The organism is Apibacter sp. HY039, from assembly GCF_004023655.1.
Classification (GTDB): domain Bacteria; phylum Bacteroidota; class Bacteroidia; order Flavobacteriales; family Weeksellaceae; genus Apibacter; species Apibacter raozihei.
Genome location: NZ_SAYM01000004.1, coordinates 11,662 through 30,297 on the forward strand (window position 1 = coordinate 11,662; position 18,636 = coordinate 30,297).

Sequence of the window (18,636 nt, forward strand, 5' to 3'; positions counted from 1 at the left end):
TCTATTGTGATAAAGTAAACATACTTTACTTTACTATTTTCGTAGTCTAATATTAGTATATTTGTGTGATTTATAAATGTACTTCTGTGAAATTTTTTTCAAAAAAATTGTTTCTTGAAATAGACAACTCATCCCTTATTGTCTTTCGAATATTTTTTGGTTTTTTATTAACCGCAGAAACCTGGGGTGCCATACTTACAGGGTGGGTTAAAAATAATTTTATTACCCCTAAAGTATTTTTCCCATTCATAGGTTTTGAGTGGCTGCACCCTTTACCAGGAGACGGAATGTATTATTATTTTATTGTGATGGGTATTTTAGGTCTTATGGTTATGGTTGGATATTATTATCGTATATCTTTATTTTTTTTCACCTTACTATGGACATCCCAGTACTTAATGCAAAAAACTGCTTATAATAACCATTATTATTTTTTAATACTGATTTGCTCTCTAATGTTATTTTTACCAGCAAATGCTTATTATTCCTTGGATTCAAAAAAAAATAAACGATTGCGCTCATATACTATGCCTCAGTGGTGCTCAGTTTTATTGGTATTTCAGGTAGCTATTTTGTATTTTTATGCGACTCTAGCCAAAATTTATCCAGACTGGCTGGACGGGACGTTTACCCGCCTTCTTTATTCCGATAAAACTGATTTTCCTATAATTGGTAAATATTTTACAAAAAAGTGGTTTTATCTTCCAGTAGCATATTTGGGGATACTCTTTGACGGTCTAGTAATTCCTTTATTGTTATGGAAAAAAACAAGGACATTTGCTTTACTTGCAAATTTAATATTTCATCTTTCCAATTCTTTCATTCTTCAGGTAGGTATATTTCCATATCTAGCTTTAAGTTTTGTTATTTTTGTATATCCACCGTTAACTATTAAAAAAATATTTTTCAGAAAACGGCCCTGGGTCAGTAATGAAAATTATTCCAGCTATAAACCCCGATATTTTTATTATCTTTTTGGAGTCTATTTTTTAATTCAGCTTTTTCTACCTCTTCGCCATTATTTTATTAAGGGTGATGTTTTCTGGACAGAGGAAGGACACAGACTTAGCTGGAGAATGATGCTCAGACAAAAAAGCGGAAATACTCATTATAAAGTTATTGATAAATCAACTAAAGAAACCATTCCTTTTAACCTATATGATTTACTGACTGATAAACAGGTTTATAAAGCTAACTGTTACCCGGATTATATTTGGCAAACCGCTCAATATATTAAACATGAATTTTATAAAAAGGGTATAATTGTAGATATTTATGCTGATAGCTTTATCTCTGTCAATGGCCATCCGTTTCATCGATTTATTGATCCTGATGTAAATCTAGCGGAAGCTGACTGGAACTACTTTTTTCACAATAATTGGATCTTACTTTACAACAATTACAGGGAATAATTCGTGGATATTTTTTTTAGTTCAAATAATTTTGTTAATTAAATGATTGAATACAAGCTTTGATGATTCGATAACATGAACAAACCTTGGAATAAAAAAGGATGAATCCAACGATTCACCCTTTTTTAGATAGTACTAAATGTTACTTCTAATCAGGGTTCAATAGTATGTTTCCATCCATAGTCAATATATTCCCATTTTATTTTGTTTGCAGAATCAACATCTACAGTTAAAAATCCTTCTTTTGTACCATAAAATGGCCCATACCACCAAGCTGCACTTATAGCTCCTGCAGTAATGTATTGAACATCCTGAGAATATATTTCTTCATATAAGTGTTGATGTCCCTGAAGAACAAGTTTAAGATTGTATCCTTTGAATGCTTCTAGTAATTCTTTATAATTATTTACAACGTCCAGAAATACATATCTGCCTTCAACTACAGGATAGTAAAGTGAATATATAGGTACATGAGTCACCACTATAATAGGAGTTTCTGGAGAAATAGTTTTCAAATTATCATTTAACCAGTTTATTTGTTCTTTGTTATAATAATATCCTTCTTTATCGCCTCTCTGAACACTGTTTAAAACAAAAAAGCGAACGTTTTTTTTCTCAAAAGTGTAGTATGATTGTTTGAAATGTTTATTAAAAAGCTCATCTCCTTTTGTATATCCTTTTTCCTCATCAAAAAAACGATCGTGGTTACCTATTGCAGGATAAATACTTAAAGAGGATTTATTTAATTCTGCTTTAAATGCTGTATATAAACTATCTGCTCTATTGTAATTTTTATTCAGCTTATCTACGTCTACTAAGTCTCCTCCTAAAAGGATAAATTCTACATTAGATTTTTCAACCTTTTTTAGAGCTTTCTGAAACCCTTCAAAACAATTCCCTTTATTTTTATAATTAAGGTGGATATCTGTCATAAAAGCAAATCTTAATTTCGGTTTACCAGATTGCGCTTCTGCGAAAAACACACATAAAACCAGAAGAATTGACATAATTTTTTTATTCATTTTAATATGTATTAGATAGGTTATTATAAATTTTATTGTTGAATTTTTATTTAAGTATCCACATAACTCCATTACTATCATCTCCTCCGGGATATTGGCTGGTAATCGCATTTGCAAGATTGGTATTATTGTTTGTAATTTCACTGGATGGATACATCCACCTTTGAGGAATTTTACGACCATTCAGGGCTCCGGATCCATCAGTATTGAATTTAGGAAAACCGGTTCTTCTTTGGTCATAAAATATTTGCCAGCCCGTATTAAAAAATAAAGCTATATGTTTCTGATTCATGATTTGCTCAAGTATATTTCCTGACTGTAACTTTATAACCGGTTGTTCTAAATATGTTTCTACATCAGAATTTTCTACATGATAAAAATTCATTGATGCTTTTATACCGTTTACATAACATGTATTTACATCCCTATTTATCCATCCGTAAAAGGCTGCTTCTGCAAGAATAAACTGCAATTCTGCATATCCCATTAAAATGCCCGGTTCATTTACCGGATCATCAAAATACCTGGGATGTATTCTGGATGCAAGTCCTGAAGATGCTTTTTCGGAATTTGCTCCTAAATCACCACTTCCATACAGTCCATCGTAATAACTAAACGGGTCAGAATTATCTATTCCTGCTAAATTGGTTTTCTTTTCAGCTATTTTAAAAAGTCTGGGATCTTTATATAATTTGAGTTTATCAACAAAACTCTGTTCCATATAAAAAGCTGTTTTTAATTCGTTGCTATTGAAATAGGGATAACGATTATTCGCCTGGTTATAGAAATTTAGTAAACCACTATCGCTATGGCTTTCCATGATGGGGTTTTCTGAGGGATTGTCTATGATTTCGGCAAAAGACTGTTTTACATTCAGGGTTGTATCTTCTGATCTTTTGGATAAATCCATAAGAATTCTTAGTCTGTATGAATTTATTAATTTCCTCCATTTTAAGACATCTCCACCGTAAATTATATCACCACTTATTTGATTTGTAACTGTTGATAATTCCAGATTTGCTGCTTTCAATTCTTCCAGCACATTTTTATATATACTTTTTTGTGTATCGTATTTTGGATAAGAAACCCCTTGTTTAACGGCCTCGCTATAAGGTATATCTCCAAAAGTTTCAGTTAAGGAAACAAAATAATAGGCTTTGTAAAAACGTGCCAGGGATACATAAACCTGACTTCCTGAACGACCGGCTTCTTCAACCATTTTTTCAACTTGTTTTATATTATCATATAATTGAAATGAACCTCTCTGCCAGTTATAATACTGGTGAACATTTAATCCATTTATATAAGCTAAGTGTCTGGAAGCTAAGGCTGCTCTATCATCAATATTTTTGAAAGCAGACACTTGTATTCCCGGAAGTAAAAAGTCGGGGCTAACATGTATGACACGATTAGGATCATCCTGATAATCATCTACATTATTGCACCCTGATATACTAAATGATATGGATAACAAAAAAATATATATTTTAATATTTTTCATATTTATTTACTTTATATAATTAAAATTTAACATTTACATTAATTCCTATGCTTCTGGTTGCGGGTGTCTGAAGGTTATCAACTCCGGAATCCGGATCTACATTTTTAATTTTTGAGGCCAACCATAAATTTCTCGCTATTAATGATATACTTACTGCATTTAGAGAAAGCTTTTCTAGCACAGGTTTACCCAAATTATAGGTCAATGTCACTTCTCTAAGTTTTATAAATGTTTGCTTGTAATAATGATAGTTTGCATTGAAAGCGTTGCTAGTACTTTGCATATATCCGTTATAATTGACAGCAACGTCATTTGGTGCAAACACACGGGTATCGGAAACCACATTTCCTCTTTCATCGTAATTAATTGACCCGCTAACAATTTTGACTCCCTGAGCTATGTAGGTGTTATTACCAGCATTAGCATCATCTCGATACTGATTTACAGTTCCTGGGGCAATCCCTCCCCACCACATTTTTTGATTCGTTGTTGAATACATCGTACCTCCAATTCTACCGTCAAACAGAAATGATACGGTAAAATTTTTATAACTTAAACTATTTGATATACCATATGTCCAATCTGGTTCTGAATATCCCATTGTCGAAGGGTAAGGTGCTTTGGACCTAACCGGATAACCGTTTTCTAAAACTAATTGTCCATCCGGAGAAGTTTCATAAACTACCGTTGATAGTTTATCCATTCTTTCTCCCACTCTTATGTAATTGCTGTTAATACTATATCCTCCGTAAATTTTCTTGAGGTATTTTCGATATTGACTTAAATTGATTTGTGAATTCCATTTTATTTCTGTTCGCTTTAAAATATCCGTGTTTAATGTTATTTCTACACCTCTCCTTTGATAAACATCTCCGTTAGTTAGAAAATATTTGTATCCGGAACTTTCTGATAAAGGCACATAAACTAAATTATTATAATCTTTAGTCTGAAAGTAAGCTACATCCAGGTTTATTCGGTTATTTAATACCGCCAGATTCGTTCCTATTTCCCATGAATTAACTGTCTCCGGTTTAATATTCGCATCTATTAAAATATTACCAAAATAGAATGTCGGCTGTCCATTCCAGCTTGTTTCACTTTTTTCAAAAGCAGTTATATAACCGTAATTATCATAACCTGTATTATTTTTATTTGCTATTTTCCCCGATGTTACTTTGGCAAATGATCCGCGGATTTTAGCAAAACTTATCCAGGCCGGAAGTTGTAAAATTTTGTTAACTAGTATAGAACCAGATACTGAAGGATAAAAATAAGTATTATTCCCTTTGGGTAATGTAGATACTTTATCATGTCTTGCCGTAATATTTAAAAAGAACATTTTATAAAATTCCATATCTATAAAACCATAGACACTGTTTATCCGTTCATATTCTTTTCTGTTTAAATCTGGTGGAGCAACTAATGAAGGTCCGGCATTATTTGCAAAACTATATAACCCAGGAATAATCAATCCATCGGTTTGTATTTGACTATTCTTCTTCTCACTGTAAAAACTGGATATATATCCTTCTCCATTCAATGTGAAATTTTTTGAGAAAGTATTTTGATATTTAAGACCAAATTCTGAAGTTATATCAAAATAATTAGCATTTATTTGAGTGAAATTACCTAAAGATTTTTGACCATATCCAACATAACTTTTAGGTTCTTTATACTCTCTATTTAAACTATATATATTAGTTCCTACTCGCCCCTTAGCTGACAATTTGGGAATAATCTGATATTCGAGATTTACGTTGCCCATCACATTATCTTTGTAATAAGGCCTCAAATATTCATACGCCTGAAAATATGGATTATTGTAATAGGATATATTATAATGCCTTTGCTGAAATCCTTCTTTTCCGGCTACCCAGTAGTTTCGTAAATCTCTTACATCTACATCTGCACCTGTCCATAGCACCAGATTGTAGAGGTAGTTTGTAGGCCCGTATCCTACTTCGGGAAAATTAGCAGTATATTCTTTATTATATGTTAAGTTTGTATTAATCTTTAATCCTTGAAGCGGATTAAGAGATCCGGCTAAACTTATTGATGTATTTTTCAGCTCTGTATTGGGTACAATTCCTTTTTGATAAATATTGGAAAGAGAAAGCCTGAAAGTTGCTTTTTCATTTCCCCAATCCAAGCTTATGTTATTAGACTGTATTATTCCTGTATCAAAGAAATTCTTAATATTGTTTTTACCCCTTGATATCCATGGCAATGGTATTAATTCCCCGGTGATGGGATCGACGGGACTATTGTATTGTCTAGTCTCAAAATACCCACTTAAAGTGGAAGGATCTTTTTGATCTAATTTTGGTCCCCATATCCAACCTCCTCCTTCGCTTCCGGAACCTTGTCCGTTAATGTAAGCATATTTACCATTATTTCCCGCACCATATACCGTTTGAACTTTTGGAATTCGTATGAAGGAGGTTTGAAACATTGTGCTATTATTAATTGAAATGGTAATTTTACCTTTTTTCCCTTTTTTTGTGGTAATCATTATTGCACCATCTTTACCAACAGAACCATATAACGCTGAAGCTGTAGCTCCTTTTAAAACACTGATATTATCAATATCATCTGCATTTATCTTCCATAAATCTGCTGTTCTGTCAGGAATTCCATCAATTACAATTAAAGGCTTTGCTCCTCTTAGGGTTATTCCCGGATCCTGAAACAGATCTGTACTATTCTTAATGTTCAATCCTGAAACACGTCCTGTTAGTGAGTTTACAAAATTAGGTTCTTTAACTTTTTCAAATACTTCTCCTTTTACTTCCTGAACCGAATAACCTAATGATTTTTTTTCTTTTTTAATTCCTAAAGCTGTTATTACGACTTCATCTAACTTTTTTTCGATCTCATCTTCAAGTATTACTTTAATTGTTTGATTATCGCCAATCACTAACTTCGATGGTTGATAAAAATCACGAGTAAAATTGAGTGTATCCTGCTTAAGTGCTTTTATAAAGAAAGTTCCGTCTTCTTTTGAATAAATAATTTCATTGGTTCTTGTATTTAAAATTTCAACTTCGGAGAGAGGTTCGGAACTTTTATTTTCAATGGCACCACTTATTTCCTGTGCTTCAAGTGAAGTAAAACAAATGAAAAGTGATAAAATCAGTAGTAGTTTTTTCATTTTTTGTGCAAATGTCATTTATTTCCACAAAAAGTGTATTACATTATAATTAATATATAATTAATAAAATATTACGATAAATAAAATACATTCATTAGACAAACCATACGATATAAGTCAATACATAGCTATATTATCTATTTTAAATACAACCGATTAAGTTAAAACAAATAGTAATTTCAAATTGTAATATCAAAGTATGCCAATCCAGATTACGTATAATGAAAAAATTGTTACACGAATAATTTATCCAATAGGTATCTTGTTGTATCTAAAAAAACCTCCAATTCAATTTAAGAAATGAAATTAAAGGTTTTTTATAAGATATAAAATTGAATTTTTCTTTGCTTCTTTCTGTATAAGAAGCATTTATTTTTTATAATCAATATTTTAATTCCAAAACTAATCGGATAAAATCCCTATATGAGGTATTTAAATTTTTAATTATTTAAATTAGGCATAAAATCATTCATTCCTAAAATAATAAGTTGATATAACGAAGTGTTGAAGACTTCCATTTCTTTTTTATTTATTGGATATCCTCCTAACATTAGAGACTGAACATACATAATATTGACTATGGACTCAAACATAAAGGAATCTTCTATCTGAAAAAGTTTTTGTACTATTTCATTATCTTTATTAAAACAAAGTGTTGGAATATTTTCGTCTTCTTTTTTTATAAAATTGTGCAAAGTGGATGCAAAGGGATTGGAAGATTTGGATAAGTTTTGAATGTTTTTATTATTCATAGCTTCATCATTTGCTACGTAAATTGCGGGTGTATCAACCGGACTGAATTCTTTTATCTGTGATTTACAATAAAAATCATTAAGTATTTTGTTTACTTTCTCTTCAAATTTAGCATAGGTCTGATTTTCTTCTACATTAACTTCTCCAAAATTATTTAGTATATCCTGCGGGGTTATTTTCTTGAATCTAATCTCAGGAATTACAATTCTCATTTTACTTATTAATTCGGTTTCAAAACTATAGGCCGAATTTATTACAGTTTTACCTTGTGAACCGGCAATTCTTCTGATCTGCCTGAAGTCATCTATAGAAGGTGTATAATGTATTATATCATTATAGGTTCTGAGAGATAAAAAATTCATCATTCCTTTATTGGTTTCAAAAGGAATGTAATCTATAAACATTTTTAAAAGTTCTGTGTCTTCAACTGCAAGCGCTTTTATATATAGATGATGAATTTTTATAATCTGATTTAATGTAAAGGTATCTGAAACGGTCAGATACTTAAGATAGTCTTTAAAACAATAGGTCAATTCTTTTTTCGCTTTTACCATTTGCTCATCATTCATCAATGCTTCCCTTGAGGCTGTAGGACGCAAACTTTCTGTATTAATTATGCATCGTACGAAAGTGGACCATTCCGGAAGTAATCCTTTTCCATCTTCACACAAAAACATTCTTTTTAAATATATTTTGTTTTGTTTGGTATTTCCTATAAACTGTACTTTATGGGGCATTATGTAAGCAACCCCTTTGATTTCTCCTGTTTCGGAATGCAATTTAAAGGAGTCAAGGAAATTAATATTAAATATTTTTTTTCCATATTCGAGCAACTCCTCTCTTGTGCTTTGTGTATTTAACCAAACCGGTTCTTTGTCTATTAAAACTTCAGATTTCTGATGTGTTATAAAGTTTATTTTAACCGGTAGGGCATCTCCGAAATAAAGGATGTTTTTTTTAATTTCTTCTTCCCGAAAAAGAACCTTCCATTCTTTTTTTGGTATAAGAATAACTCTTGTTCCTACTCTCGGATTATTAGGAATGGTTTCTACAGTGTATGTACCATCGGCTTTTCCTCTCCAGCATACACCTTCTTTTTTCAATAATGATTGAGTCTCAACTACAATTTCATCACTGACTACTAAACAGGAAAGCATTCCTATTCCGAATTTCCCTATGTAATCTTTTTCATCCAATTCTCCTCTTTTTGAACTCTGGCCTATTACTGACAGGAATTGGTGAACTTCTTCTTCCGAAAGTCCTATTCCATTATCTTCAAAAATAAATAACAGTTCTTCTTTATTTTTTTTTAAGTATATGTTTATTTCTCCTTCTATTTCATCAATACCTTTTCTGGCTGTAATGGCATCAATGCCATTTTGTAATAATTCTCTGATGAAAACATTGGGTGCGCTATATATATGTTCTGACAATAATTCTATCATCCCTTTCAGGTTAACCTGAAAGAGATATTTATTTTCCTGTTCCATTTCTTTTAACTCTAATTATAAATTCCTTGATCATCTTACTACTATTTATACACTTTCAAGTAAGCTTGTTGTTTTTTATTTGTTCAACAATATTACTGCACAACTTAAATTGAAGTGCTATTCCGAAAATTTCAATATCGTACGAAACATCAATTAAAATATAATTTCATACTTTTTTTACATTTAAACTTCTCCTGCATTTAATAATACGCTAAAATATATTAGAAATCTGATGACCTAAGCCCTTAATTTAATGTATAGAACCTATTATTTTACACTACTATCAAATAGTGTAACTTATTATTATTACTATCTAATATTTTATACGAATAATTTATTATAATTAATTCACAGTTTGTTTTTTAATCATTTTTTGGAAATATTATTCAATATTAGTAATATTTCATCAATTTAAAACAATTTTTTAAAAAATTCACCTTCTTCTTCTTTCTCTTTTACCTGTGATTTTAAGTGACTGTTCATGTCCGTTTTCCGCAGCTTTTTGATACCATGCCATTGCCTGGACTTCGTCTTCTTCCACTCCTTTTCCTATAAGATAACAATTACCCAGCTCGAACTGAGCTTCGATATGTCCTTTTTCCGCTATCTCCAACAAAAGAGTAATAGCTTTATTTAAATCCTGCTCTACTCCTTCCCCTTTCAGTAACATCATTGCTGCATGATATTGTGCATGAAAGTTCCCTTCTTGTGCTGCATCCTGAAACCACACGAATGATTCTGCAAGATTTTCTTCTGTTCCCATCCCATATTTATAGGCTAGTCCTAGTCTGTATTTTGAACCTATACTCCCCTTTTCTGCTGCAAATTTATACCAACGGAATGCTTCCTGACTATTTTCATCAACTCCAATTCCATATTCATAGCAAACTCCTAATCCTTCTGATACTATTCCGTTTTCTTCCGCAATGCAATAGTATTCAAATGCTTTATTATTATCCGTTTCTGCATCATATAAATAATAATCTCCTAAAAATAGAGCTGCATAAGGATATCCGCTTTGACAAGATATGCTTAACCATTCTAATGCTTTTTCTCTATTATTTTCTATAAGACCATAATAGTAATAACAACCTACTTTATATTGTGCAAAAGGATACCCCTGCTCCGCAGCTACTAGCATATAGCTCATTATTTTAGACTCATCAAAAGACAATCCTCCATATTCATCCTCATATGATAATGCTAATTCAATACAGGCTTCACCATATTTAAATTCTGCTGCTTTACGGTAATTTTCCAAGGCTAATTCCGGGTTTTCCGGAATCCCTATCGTATATTTATAAGCTCTACCTAAATTGTAATAGCCTTCAACATTTTCTCCTTCTGCTGCTTTTTGAAAATATTCAAATGCTTTTTGAGGATTTTTTTCTCCAATTAATCCGTCTTCTTCATAATACCCCAACTTATTATAAGCATATATGTAACCGTTTACAGCAGCTCTTTCGAACAAATCGTAAGCCTGCACATAATTTTTTTCAACACCAAAACCTGCTTCATAACAAAAAGCCATTTCAACTTGCGCATACTCAGAACCCATTTCTATTGCTTTGTTTAAATATTCAATTGCTTTTTCAGGATCGCTTTCTTCCTGCGATGTTATACCTACCCTGTAGTAATGCCCCATCATTTCCAAACCGTAAACATGTCCGCGTTCGGCAGCAATTTTAACCAATTCAAATGCTTTATAATAATCCGGTTCTCCAAAATATCCGGTTTCGTATAAACGGCCTAACCGGTAGGGAGCATATGAATCTCCCAATTCCATTGCATCTTCTAATAAACTTTGCACTTCTTTCGGATCTGAATTTTCATTGTTTAATAACCAATGTGCTTTTTCAGACATAGCTCTTGCATTACCTTCCTGCACAGCCCAATTCAGATATATTTTTCCTTTTTCTACGTCTTGAACTTCTTCCTCGTATAAATAAATGAGTGACAGTTCGACTAATGAGTCTTCAAAATAATATAGTTTAGCTCTTTCATGCCATTGAATAGATTTTTCTAAGGAATGATTTTCTGCCTGTATGTAATAATAGTACCTACCTAACCAGTTTGCAGCATATATTATTCCGTATTCGTATGCTTCTTCTAGCAAACAAATACCTTGTTCAACCGTATATCCCTGTAGCCTTTCATTTAATATATTAATTCCAAAAATATATTTTGAATACGGGTTATTTACTTCAATACCTTTATGTAAAACTTCAAGTGCTTGTTCAATATTCTGTTCTCTATATAAGTAGTACTCTGCTAATAAATGATAGGGCTTTTCAGATTCCTTTTCTTTGCTTTCAATTTGTTCTTTTATTTTTTCTAATACATATGTATTATCTTCTTCTGTATAAAAAACAATATTTAAAAGGCAGTTTTCCGCCTGATCGTAACCTAATTCCTTCGCCTCCTGAATAAGTTTAAGACCTTCTTCTTTGTTTTCTACCTCACCTCTTGCTCCAAAGAACAGATTATACCCATAAACAGCCCTGCAAGCTGCATCTCCTAATTCAATTCCCTTTAATAAATATTCTCTGCTTTTACTCCTGTTACGAAAAGGTCTTCGTGCATTCTCTAATATATAATCTCTTTCAACATATGCTTTATGATAATTAATATCTAAAAATCCATCATTTATTCTTTCGCATAATTTAAACCAGAACTCATAATCTTCCTGATCTAGGAAAGAGGAATAATAAAGATTCCAGTTTCGCTTGAAAAGTCTTATGTATAAAGCTTTAGTTTTATCAACAAGACTATTGTTACTTAAACCATAATCACAAAGTGCTAATCCCAGCAACCAATTTTCTTTATTTTTATAATCATCTTTATATAAAAGATGATCTAATTTTTCATTTATATCTATTGTTTCAAGCTTCTTCAGACTATCTAACAAGTTATTGTAATGTGACTTTAATTTAGTCTTTTCCATTTATAATATCTTAGGTTTAAATTCATAAAATTATAAAATTTATACTAAATAAGTTTCTTTTTTTTGACATACAAATAACACAAAATTAGCCTCTGTATACTAATAAAACGATTCACATATACTAACATAAACAAAAAAAAATATATTTATTTTATATTTTTTTGATATTTTTGATAGAAATAAAAGAATATGAACTGGAAAAAATTTTCAATCTGGGGAATAACTACTCTCCTTATATGCCTGTTCATTCAAATGGGGTTAAAGATGTGGATCAATAAGAGTCTTCCTATGTTTATAAAAGAGAAAAATGATACTCCTTATAACTTCAATTATGAACAAGTTTCTTATTCTTTATGGTCTCGACAAATAACCATTGACGGTATAGCCATTTCCCCTAAAACTAAAAAAAATGAAGCATATCATATTCAAATTAAAAAAATCCTTATTCATGGGGTACATTTTTTTACTTTTTTGAGCAGAAAAGATCTTATTGCTGATTATATTGAAATTACTAAACCTGAGATACTTTGTATCCAGCCATCTGATACTAATACCGATCTGAAAAGTTTTAAGTCCTATCGTCTTGGTAAATCTATACAAATAAATAACCTGCATATTAAAGAAGGAAAATTCAAATCGGTTACTAGCAATGATCACAATAATATTGCCTCATTTGAAAATCTGAATATACATTTAAACGGAGTGGTCTGGGATATGGTTAATAAAGAAAAAAGAATTCCTGTTACTTACAAAAATGCTCAAATAAATGCTGAAAAAATATTTTATAAAATTAACAAATCTCATATTTTATCGCTAAAAAAATTTGTTTTTGAAAATGATAATCTTTTCGCTAAAAAAATTTATGTATATTCCGACAGCACATCGCAAGGAATTGATAAAAATATAAATACAGAGAAAACATCAGTAAATATAAAAGTTCCTTCAGCTAAAATCAAAAATTTTGATTGGGGTTATAACCGTGGTGGATTATTTGTAAAAACATCAAAAATTGAAGTAGATTCAAGCCAGATTTTAATAAGCACAAAAAAGAATATTCAACGGACAAATACTAGTAACTATGAAACCGAAAGAATTTTACCTTTTAACTTAAATATTGACACTATTCTCATTACCCGATCGATTCTCAACCTGAATAATCATGTTAAAAGTAAAAATATAAACATTTTATTGAGCAATATCAACAATCGTATAAACGAAAAAATCACGATTGACCTTGTTAAATTATTTAATAATTATGTGATTATTAAAGAAAACATTAACCTTGCTTTTACAGAAAATTCCAGAGTGGGTTATTTTTTTAACGATTTACTTTTAATTAACAAATTTACCTTAGCTTCTACCAATTTTGATTATTATGATAGAAATAATCAAAATATTTTGCAGGTTAAAAACTTAAATTTGAATATTAACCAATTAAAAATAAATACTTTAATCCCTGAAAATAAAAAAATCCCTCCTTTAAGTTTTGCAAGTTACAACATTTCAGCTGATACAGTTTTTTTATCTGACTTGCAAAGTCATAGCATTAGAGCAGAACATATAGGTTTTTCTGATCATAATCTCGTTACCTCCAAAGTTGAGTTATTCCCTAAACTTTCAAACAAAAATAAGATCATTAAAAATTTATTTTATATAAAAATCAACTCTTTAAATATCAATAACATTCAATGGAGTAATAAGAAAAATCAGTATTTTATTGATGTTCCTGATATAAAAATTAATCAAATGAAGGCTGATATATATCAAAATAAAACAGCTCATAATGCAATTAATAGCATTAATCTCAATTCAAAAAAATGGCTGATTAACGTAGATAAATTGAGCGTCATAAATTCTTCAGCGGAACTTTTTGATTTTGATTCAAAAAAAAGTTTATCTTCTATTCAAGATTTTGATTTAATTATTAAGAAGATCCAATTTACCCCATCTAATCGAGAGGTTACTGATTTACCAATTGTTTTTTCAAATTTTAGTTTACGTGGCAATAATTTAATCTTTAGTTCGGGTTTTCATATTTCAAAAATCAAATATATATATTTATCCAATCACACATTTTCAATGAACAATCTTACCATCTTACCTGATCCTTCTAAAACAAATTACATGAAAAAGAATGGCATAGATGCGTATTCTTTGTTTCTTCCTGAAACGAAAATTATTAATTTATCAGCTAAAATTATAAACAATAAATTTTTTATCACAGTTCCTGAACTACCTTTAGATAAACTTTCTCTTACCATTCATCAATATGATATACCTGACAGCATATACAAAGCGGTATACAAACCTTTTTTTAGTGAAAAGCTGAGAAGATTAAGTCATAAAGTTAAAATTGATCAAATATCTCTGTTAAATTCAACTATTAATTATGAGGAAGAATCACTGAATAAAGGAACAGGTAAAATAAATTTTTCAAATATAAACGCTGTGATTCATAATTTAAATAACGGATATCCTAATACTATACCTAATGATGTTCTTGTCACTTTCAAAAGTAATTTTATGGAGCAGGCAATTTTTAATGCGGAATGGACTTTTAATATATCAGATCCGGAAAATAAATTTAGAGTAAAAGGATATATAGACGATTTGCCGGCAGAACAGGTTAACCCATTTATTAAACCTTACTTGCATGCTTCTGCCGAGGGTATTTTTAAAAAAGTTTCTTTTGATTTTTATGGAAATAATGAGATAGGTCATGGAACTTTTGGAATAAATTATAAAGATTTACATGTTACTTTATTTAATAAAAATGGTCTTAAAGAAAAAAAATTAATGTCCAGCTTAGCTAATTTATTAATTATCAACGACACTAAAGATTCTTTAAAAACGCTGGAAATCAGTGAAACTAAAAGAAGTCAGGATAAATCATTTTTTAATTTTCTTTGGAAAATGTCATTAAACGGACTTAAGCAAACTTTATTGATTTTTTAATTTGTTTTTATCAGGGTTACTTATATATTTGTCTTATGAAGTTTGGTCTTATTTTGTTGATATTACTAACATTCTTCAGACCATTAATCCCTTTGTTGGATTATGGTCTTAACTACAAGTATTTTTCTACTGTATTATGTATTAACAAAAACACACCGGAAACCCATTGTAACGGAAAATGTCAGTTAGCAAAAGAAATAGCTGACAAAGCGGCTCAGGATAGTCAAGAAAATACAACAAGCAATTCTATAAAATTTGTAGACGTTTTTATTATAATAGACAAATTGGATTTTTCTATAAATAAAATTAAATTCTCTCCTGTTACAAATTTTTATCATTATATAGATTTATATTCTATAATTTATCAAACCTCTATTTTTAAACCTCCCGTTTTATCCCGATAAACTTATCCTTTTTTTCTTCTGTTTTAATTTATTATAAACGGAAGGATAATCTTGTTTATCAATAATAACTTTTTTTAATCAGGCTAATAGCATATTAAGCCCTGGGATAATCATTTAATTTATTAGAATATGAAAAACGTATCAATTTTAAATTTTCTTAGCTTATCATTATCTATCTTTTTTTTACTCATTACTATCTCTTGTAAAAACGAGGATTCTTCTTCTGATTCAGGTAATTCCGTCCTTTCCGGATTAATTAAAATTCAGGAAGAAGCCAATGAAAATCACATCATAACTTTATATAGCAAAACCGGAAAGATAATTACGGGTTATAATGAAATTTTTCTTCGCATTCAAAACAAAACCAATGGCGAGTTTATATCCGGAGCTTCAATATCCTGGAAACCTTTGATGCGTATGACTAACAAAAGCCATTCTTGCCCATATGAAAGCATCGTACATTTAAATAACGAACCCACTTTATACAAAGGTTTCATTATATTTCAAATGGCTAATAACGATTCCGAATACTGGGAACTTGAACTTGATTATAAAATAAAAAATCAGAATTTTAACACTTCAATTAAACTCACGGTTTTAAACTCACCCAACAAGGTAATACAGAATTTTACAGGTACCGACAACAACAAATATTTATTAGCTTGGGTTTCGCCGGTATCTCCAACAATTGGTAGTAATGATTTGACTGCCTATTTATACAAAATGGAAAATATGTTCACTTTTACCCCTGTAAATAATTATAAAATAATAATTGATCCCAGAATGCCTGAAATGGGAAATCATGGTTCTCCCAATAACTCAGATTTAATTAATTCAGAACTTCCCGGTTTTTACAAGGGTAAAATTTCTTTTACAATGACCGGATACTGGAAAATCAATTTACAGGTATTAGATGCGTCAGGACAAGCTATTAAAGGTGAATCTATTACCGAAACCAACAGTTCTAGCAGCATTTTTTGGGAAACAGAATTATAAAAGATGAAAAAAATTCTAACTTTTCTATGTTTATTATATTTTCACTTTTTTTATACACAAATTGCAGATAGTTTAAAGAATATAACCATAGAAAATATAATTATTCTGGGAACTAAAAAGCCGGATATTTCATCTGAATCCAAGCCTCTTGCTACTATGGATGAATATATGGAAAATTCAGGGAAAATTGATTTAATTCGTAGAGGTAATTATGGCTGGGAACCCTCTTTAAACGGAATGACTTCTGAAAGGATTTCTCTTACGTTGGATGGAATGAAATTATTTAATGCGTGTACCGATAAAATGGACCCTGTAACTTCCTACGTAGAAATTTCCAATCTTAAAAACATACAAGTTAGCTCAGGCTTGCAGGGTGGGATACATGGAGGTAATTCGATTGGCGGCAATATTACCATGAACTTAAAAAAAACCGGATTTTTACAAAAAAAATGGAGTAAAAGCCTGTACACCGGCTATGAAACGAATGGTAATTATTTCATCAATGGAATAGACATCTCTCACTCTAACAAAAAATTCTATTTTTCTTCCGGCTTATTTCACAGAAAAAGTGAAAATTATAAATCCGGAGGTCAAAAAGAAATATACTTTTCACAATTTGAAAAAACTAACCTTTACACTCATTTAGGCTACCGCATATCCAAATCTCAGTTTCTGGAAAGTACTTTTATTTTAGATAAGGCTACCCATGTCGGCTATCCGGCACTTACCATGGATGTAAAGAAAGCAGAAGCCTGGATAGGCTCTTTGAGTTACAGAAAAGAAAATATTTCCTATCTATTAGATTCATGGGAGTCTAAAATTTATTTTAATTCTATAACTCATATTATGGATGATACTCACCGTCCCAATAATCCCGTCCACATGGATATGCCAGGGCGAAGCAATACTCTGGGGTTTTATTCAACAGTAAAAGGTAAAACTTCAAGTCATTCTTTTATTGCCCACTGGGACGGTTTCTATAATCGTTCCCAGGCGGAAATGACTATGTACCCTAAAAATTCTGATGTTTCTCCTATGTTTATGTATACATGGCCGGATATTCGCACATTTAATACATCTTTTTTTCTTGAAGATCGTTATACTTTAGATGCCTTAAATTCATTTTCAATTTCTGCAAGATGGGGGTATCAAAAAGATGGTATAAATGAAGAAATTGGTTTAAAAAGTATACAGATTTTTTTTCCTCAAACTGCTCAATTTAATCATCGAATATTTTTAAAAGCAACAGCTTTTTATGAGTATACGGCAAATGATTTTCATATTTCTTTAGGAGGCGGTTATGGTGAAAGAACGCCTTCAGTTTCCGAAGCCTATGGATTTTACCTTTTTAACAATTTTGATAATTTTGATTATATAGGAAACCCGACTTTAAAGAATGAAAAATCATGGGAAGGTAGTTTTATTATGCATGGGAAGATAAAGTCATTAAAACTGGAAACAGGATCATCCTATTTTTATTTTAATGATTATATTACAGGTAAAAAAAATGAGGAACTATCACCAATGACTCTGGGTGCCAAAGGTGTAAAAATCTATAATTCTTTAAAGTATGCATCTATCTTTACTACATATTTACAGTTAAATTATACAATATGTAATCGTTGGAAATGGAGCAGCAGATTTTCTTACCAAAAAGGCAGGGATGATAAAGGCACTTCTTTACCGCTCATTGCCCCGTTTTCTTACACATCTTCCATTCTTTTCAATAAAAATCGATTTACCGGTGAATTTTTATTTAAAGGATCGGGAAGGCAAAAGAATTATGATCCGGATTTTGGTAATCAGAAATTCTCTGATTTTATTATATATAACTTTTCAACAGGCTATTCTTTTCTCTTTGGTTCTTATAAATTAGTGAGTAAGATAGGAGTTGAAAACCTTTTGGATAAAAAATACACAACATATTCAGATTGGAATAATATTTTAAGAAAAGGACGTAATTTTTTTATTAATATATCCTTTGACTGGTAATATTTGTTTTAATACA

The 18,636-nt window shown here is 30.5% G+C and carries 10 protein-coding genes; 5 read left to right on the forward strand and 5 right to left on the reverse strand.

Features of this window, described 5'->3' with window-relative positions; all coding sequences use genetic code 11:
- Positions 1 to 86 precede the first annotated feature (86 nt).
- Positions 87 to 1,412, forward strand: a complete 1,326-nt coding sequence (locus EQ921_RS09430) for an HTTM domain-containing protein (protein ID WP_128331465.1) — start codon at positions 87 to 89, stop codon at positions 1,410 to 1,412.
- 152 nt (positions 1,413 to 1,564) lie between these two features.
- Here the strand turns inward: EQ921_RS09430 and EQ921_RS09435 are convergent, their stop codons facing one another.
- The 5 genes from EQ921_RS09435 to EQ921_RS09455 all read right to left on the reverse strand — a co-directional run bounded on the left by EQ921_RS09435 (position 1,565) and on the right by EQ921_RS09455 (position 12,273).
- Positions 1,565 to 2,434 carry a metallophosphoesterase gene (locus EQ921_RS09435; protein ID WP_164875618.1) on the reverse strand — a complete coding sequence of 290 codons (870 nt, stop codon included), beginning with the start codon at positions 2,432 to 2,434 and terminating at the stop codon, positions 1,565 to 1,567.
- Between the two features lie 46 nt (positions 2,435 to 2,480).
- Positions 2,481 to 3,935 carry a SusD/RagB family nutrient-binding outer membrane lipoprotein gene (locus tag EQ921_RS09440; protein WP_128331467.1) on the reverse strand — a complete coding sequence of 485 codons (1,455 nt, stop codon included), beginning with the start codon at positions 3,933 to 3,935 and terminating at the stop codon, positions 2,481 to 2,483.
- Between the two features lie 19 nt (positions 3,936 to 3,954).
- Positions 3,955 to 7,086, reverse strand: a complete 3,132-nt coding sequence (locus EQ921_RS09445; RefSeq protein ID WP_128331468.1) for a SusC/RagA family TonB-linked outer membrane protein — start codon at positions 7,084 to 7,086, stop codon at positions 3,955 to 3,957.
- A 440-nt stretch (positions 7,087 to 7,526) separates the two neighbouring features.
- Positions 7,527 to 9,329: an HSP90 family protein gene (locus EQ921_RS09450; RefSeq protein ID WP_128331469.1), complete on the reverse strand. Its 1,803-nt coding sequence runs from the start codon at positions 9,327 to 9,329 to the stop codon at positions 7,527 to 7,529.
- A 433-nt stretch (positions 9,330 to 9,762) separates the two neighbouring features.
- A complete protein-coding gene (locus EQ921_RS09455) occupies positions 9,763 to 12,273 on the reverse strand; it encodes a tetratricopeptide repeat protein (RefSeq protein ID WP_128331470.1) in 2,511 nt (836 codons plus the stop codon).
- A gap of 189 nt (positions 12,274 to 12,462) precedes the next feature.
- Here EQ921_RS09455 and EQ921_RS09460 point away from each other — a divergent pair, with 189 nt between their 5' ends.
- The 4 genes from EQ921_RS09460 (at position 12,463) to EQ921_RS09475 (ending at position 18,620) form a co-directional block, all read left to right on the forward strand.
- Positions 12,463 to 15,228, forward strand: a complete 2,766-nt coding sequence (locus EQ921_RS09460; RefSeq protein WP_128331471.1) for a hypothetical protein — start codon at positions 12,463 to 12,465, stop codon at positions 15,226 to 15,228.
- 35 nt (positions 15,229 to 15,263) lie between these two features.
- Positions 15,264 to 15,632, forward strand: a complete 369-nt coding sequence (locus EQ921_RS09465) for a hypothetical protein (RefSeq protein ID WP_128331472.1) — start codon at positions 15,264 to 15,266, stop codon at positions 15,630 to 15,632.
- Positions 15,633 to 15,761: 129 nt separating this feature from the next.
- Positions 15,762 to 16,628: a FixH family protein gene (locus EQ921_RS09470; RefSeq protein ID WP_128331473.1), complete on the forward strand. Its 867-nt coding sequence runs from the start codon at positions 15,762 to 15,764 to the stop codon at positions 16,626 to 16,628.
- Between the two features lie 3 nt (positions 16,629 to 16,631).
- Positions 16,632 to 18,620, forward strand: coding sequence for a TonB-dependent siderophore receptor (locus EQ921_RS09475; protein WP_128331474.1), 1,989 nt, complete (start codon positions 16,632 to 16,634; stop codon positions 18,618 to 18,620).
- Positions 18,621 to 18,636 lie beyond the last annotated feature (16 nt).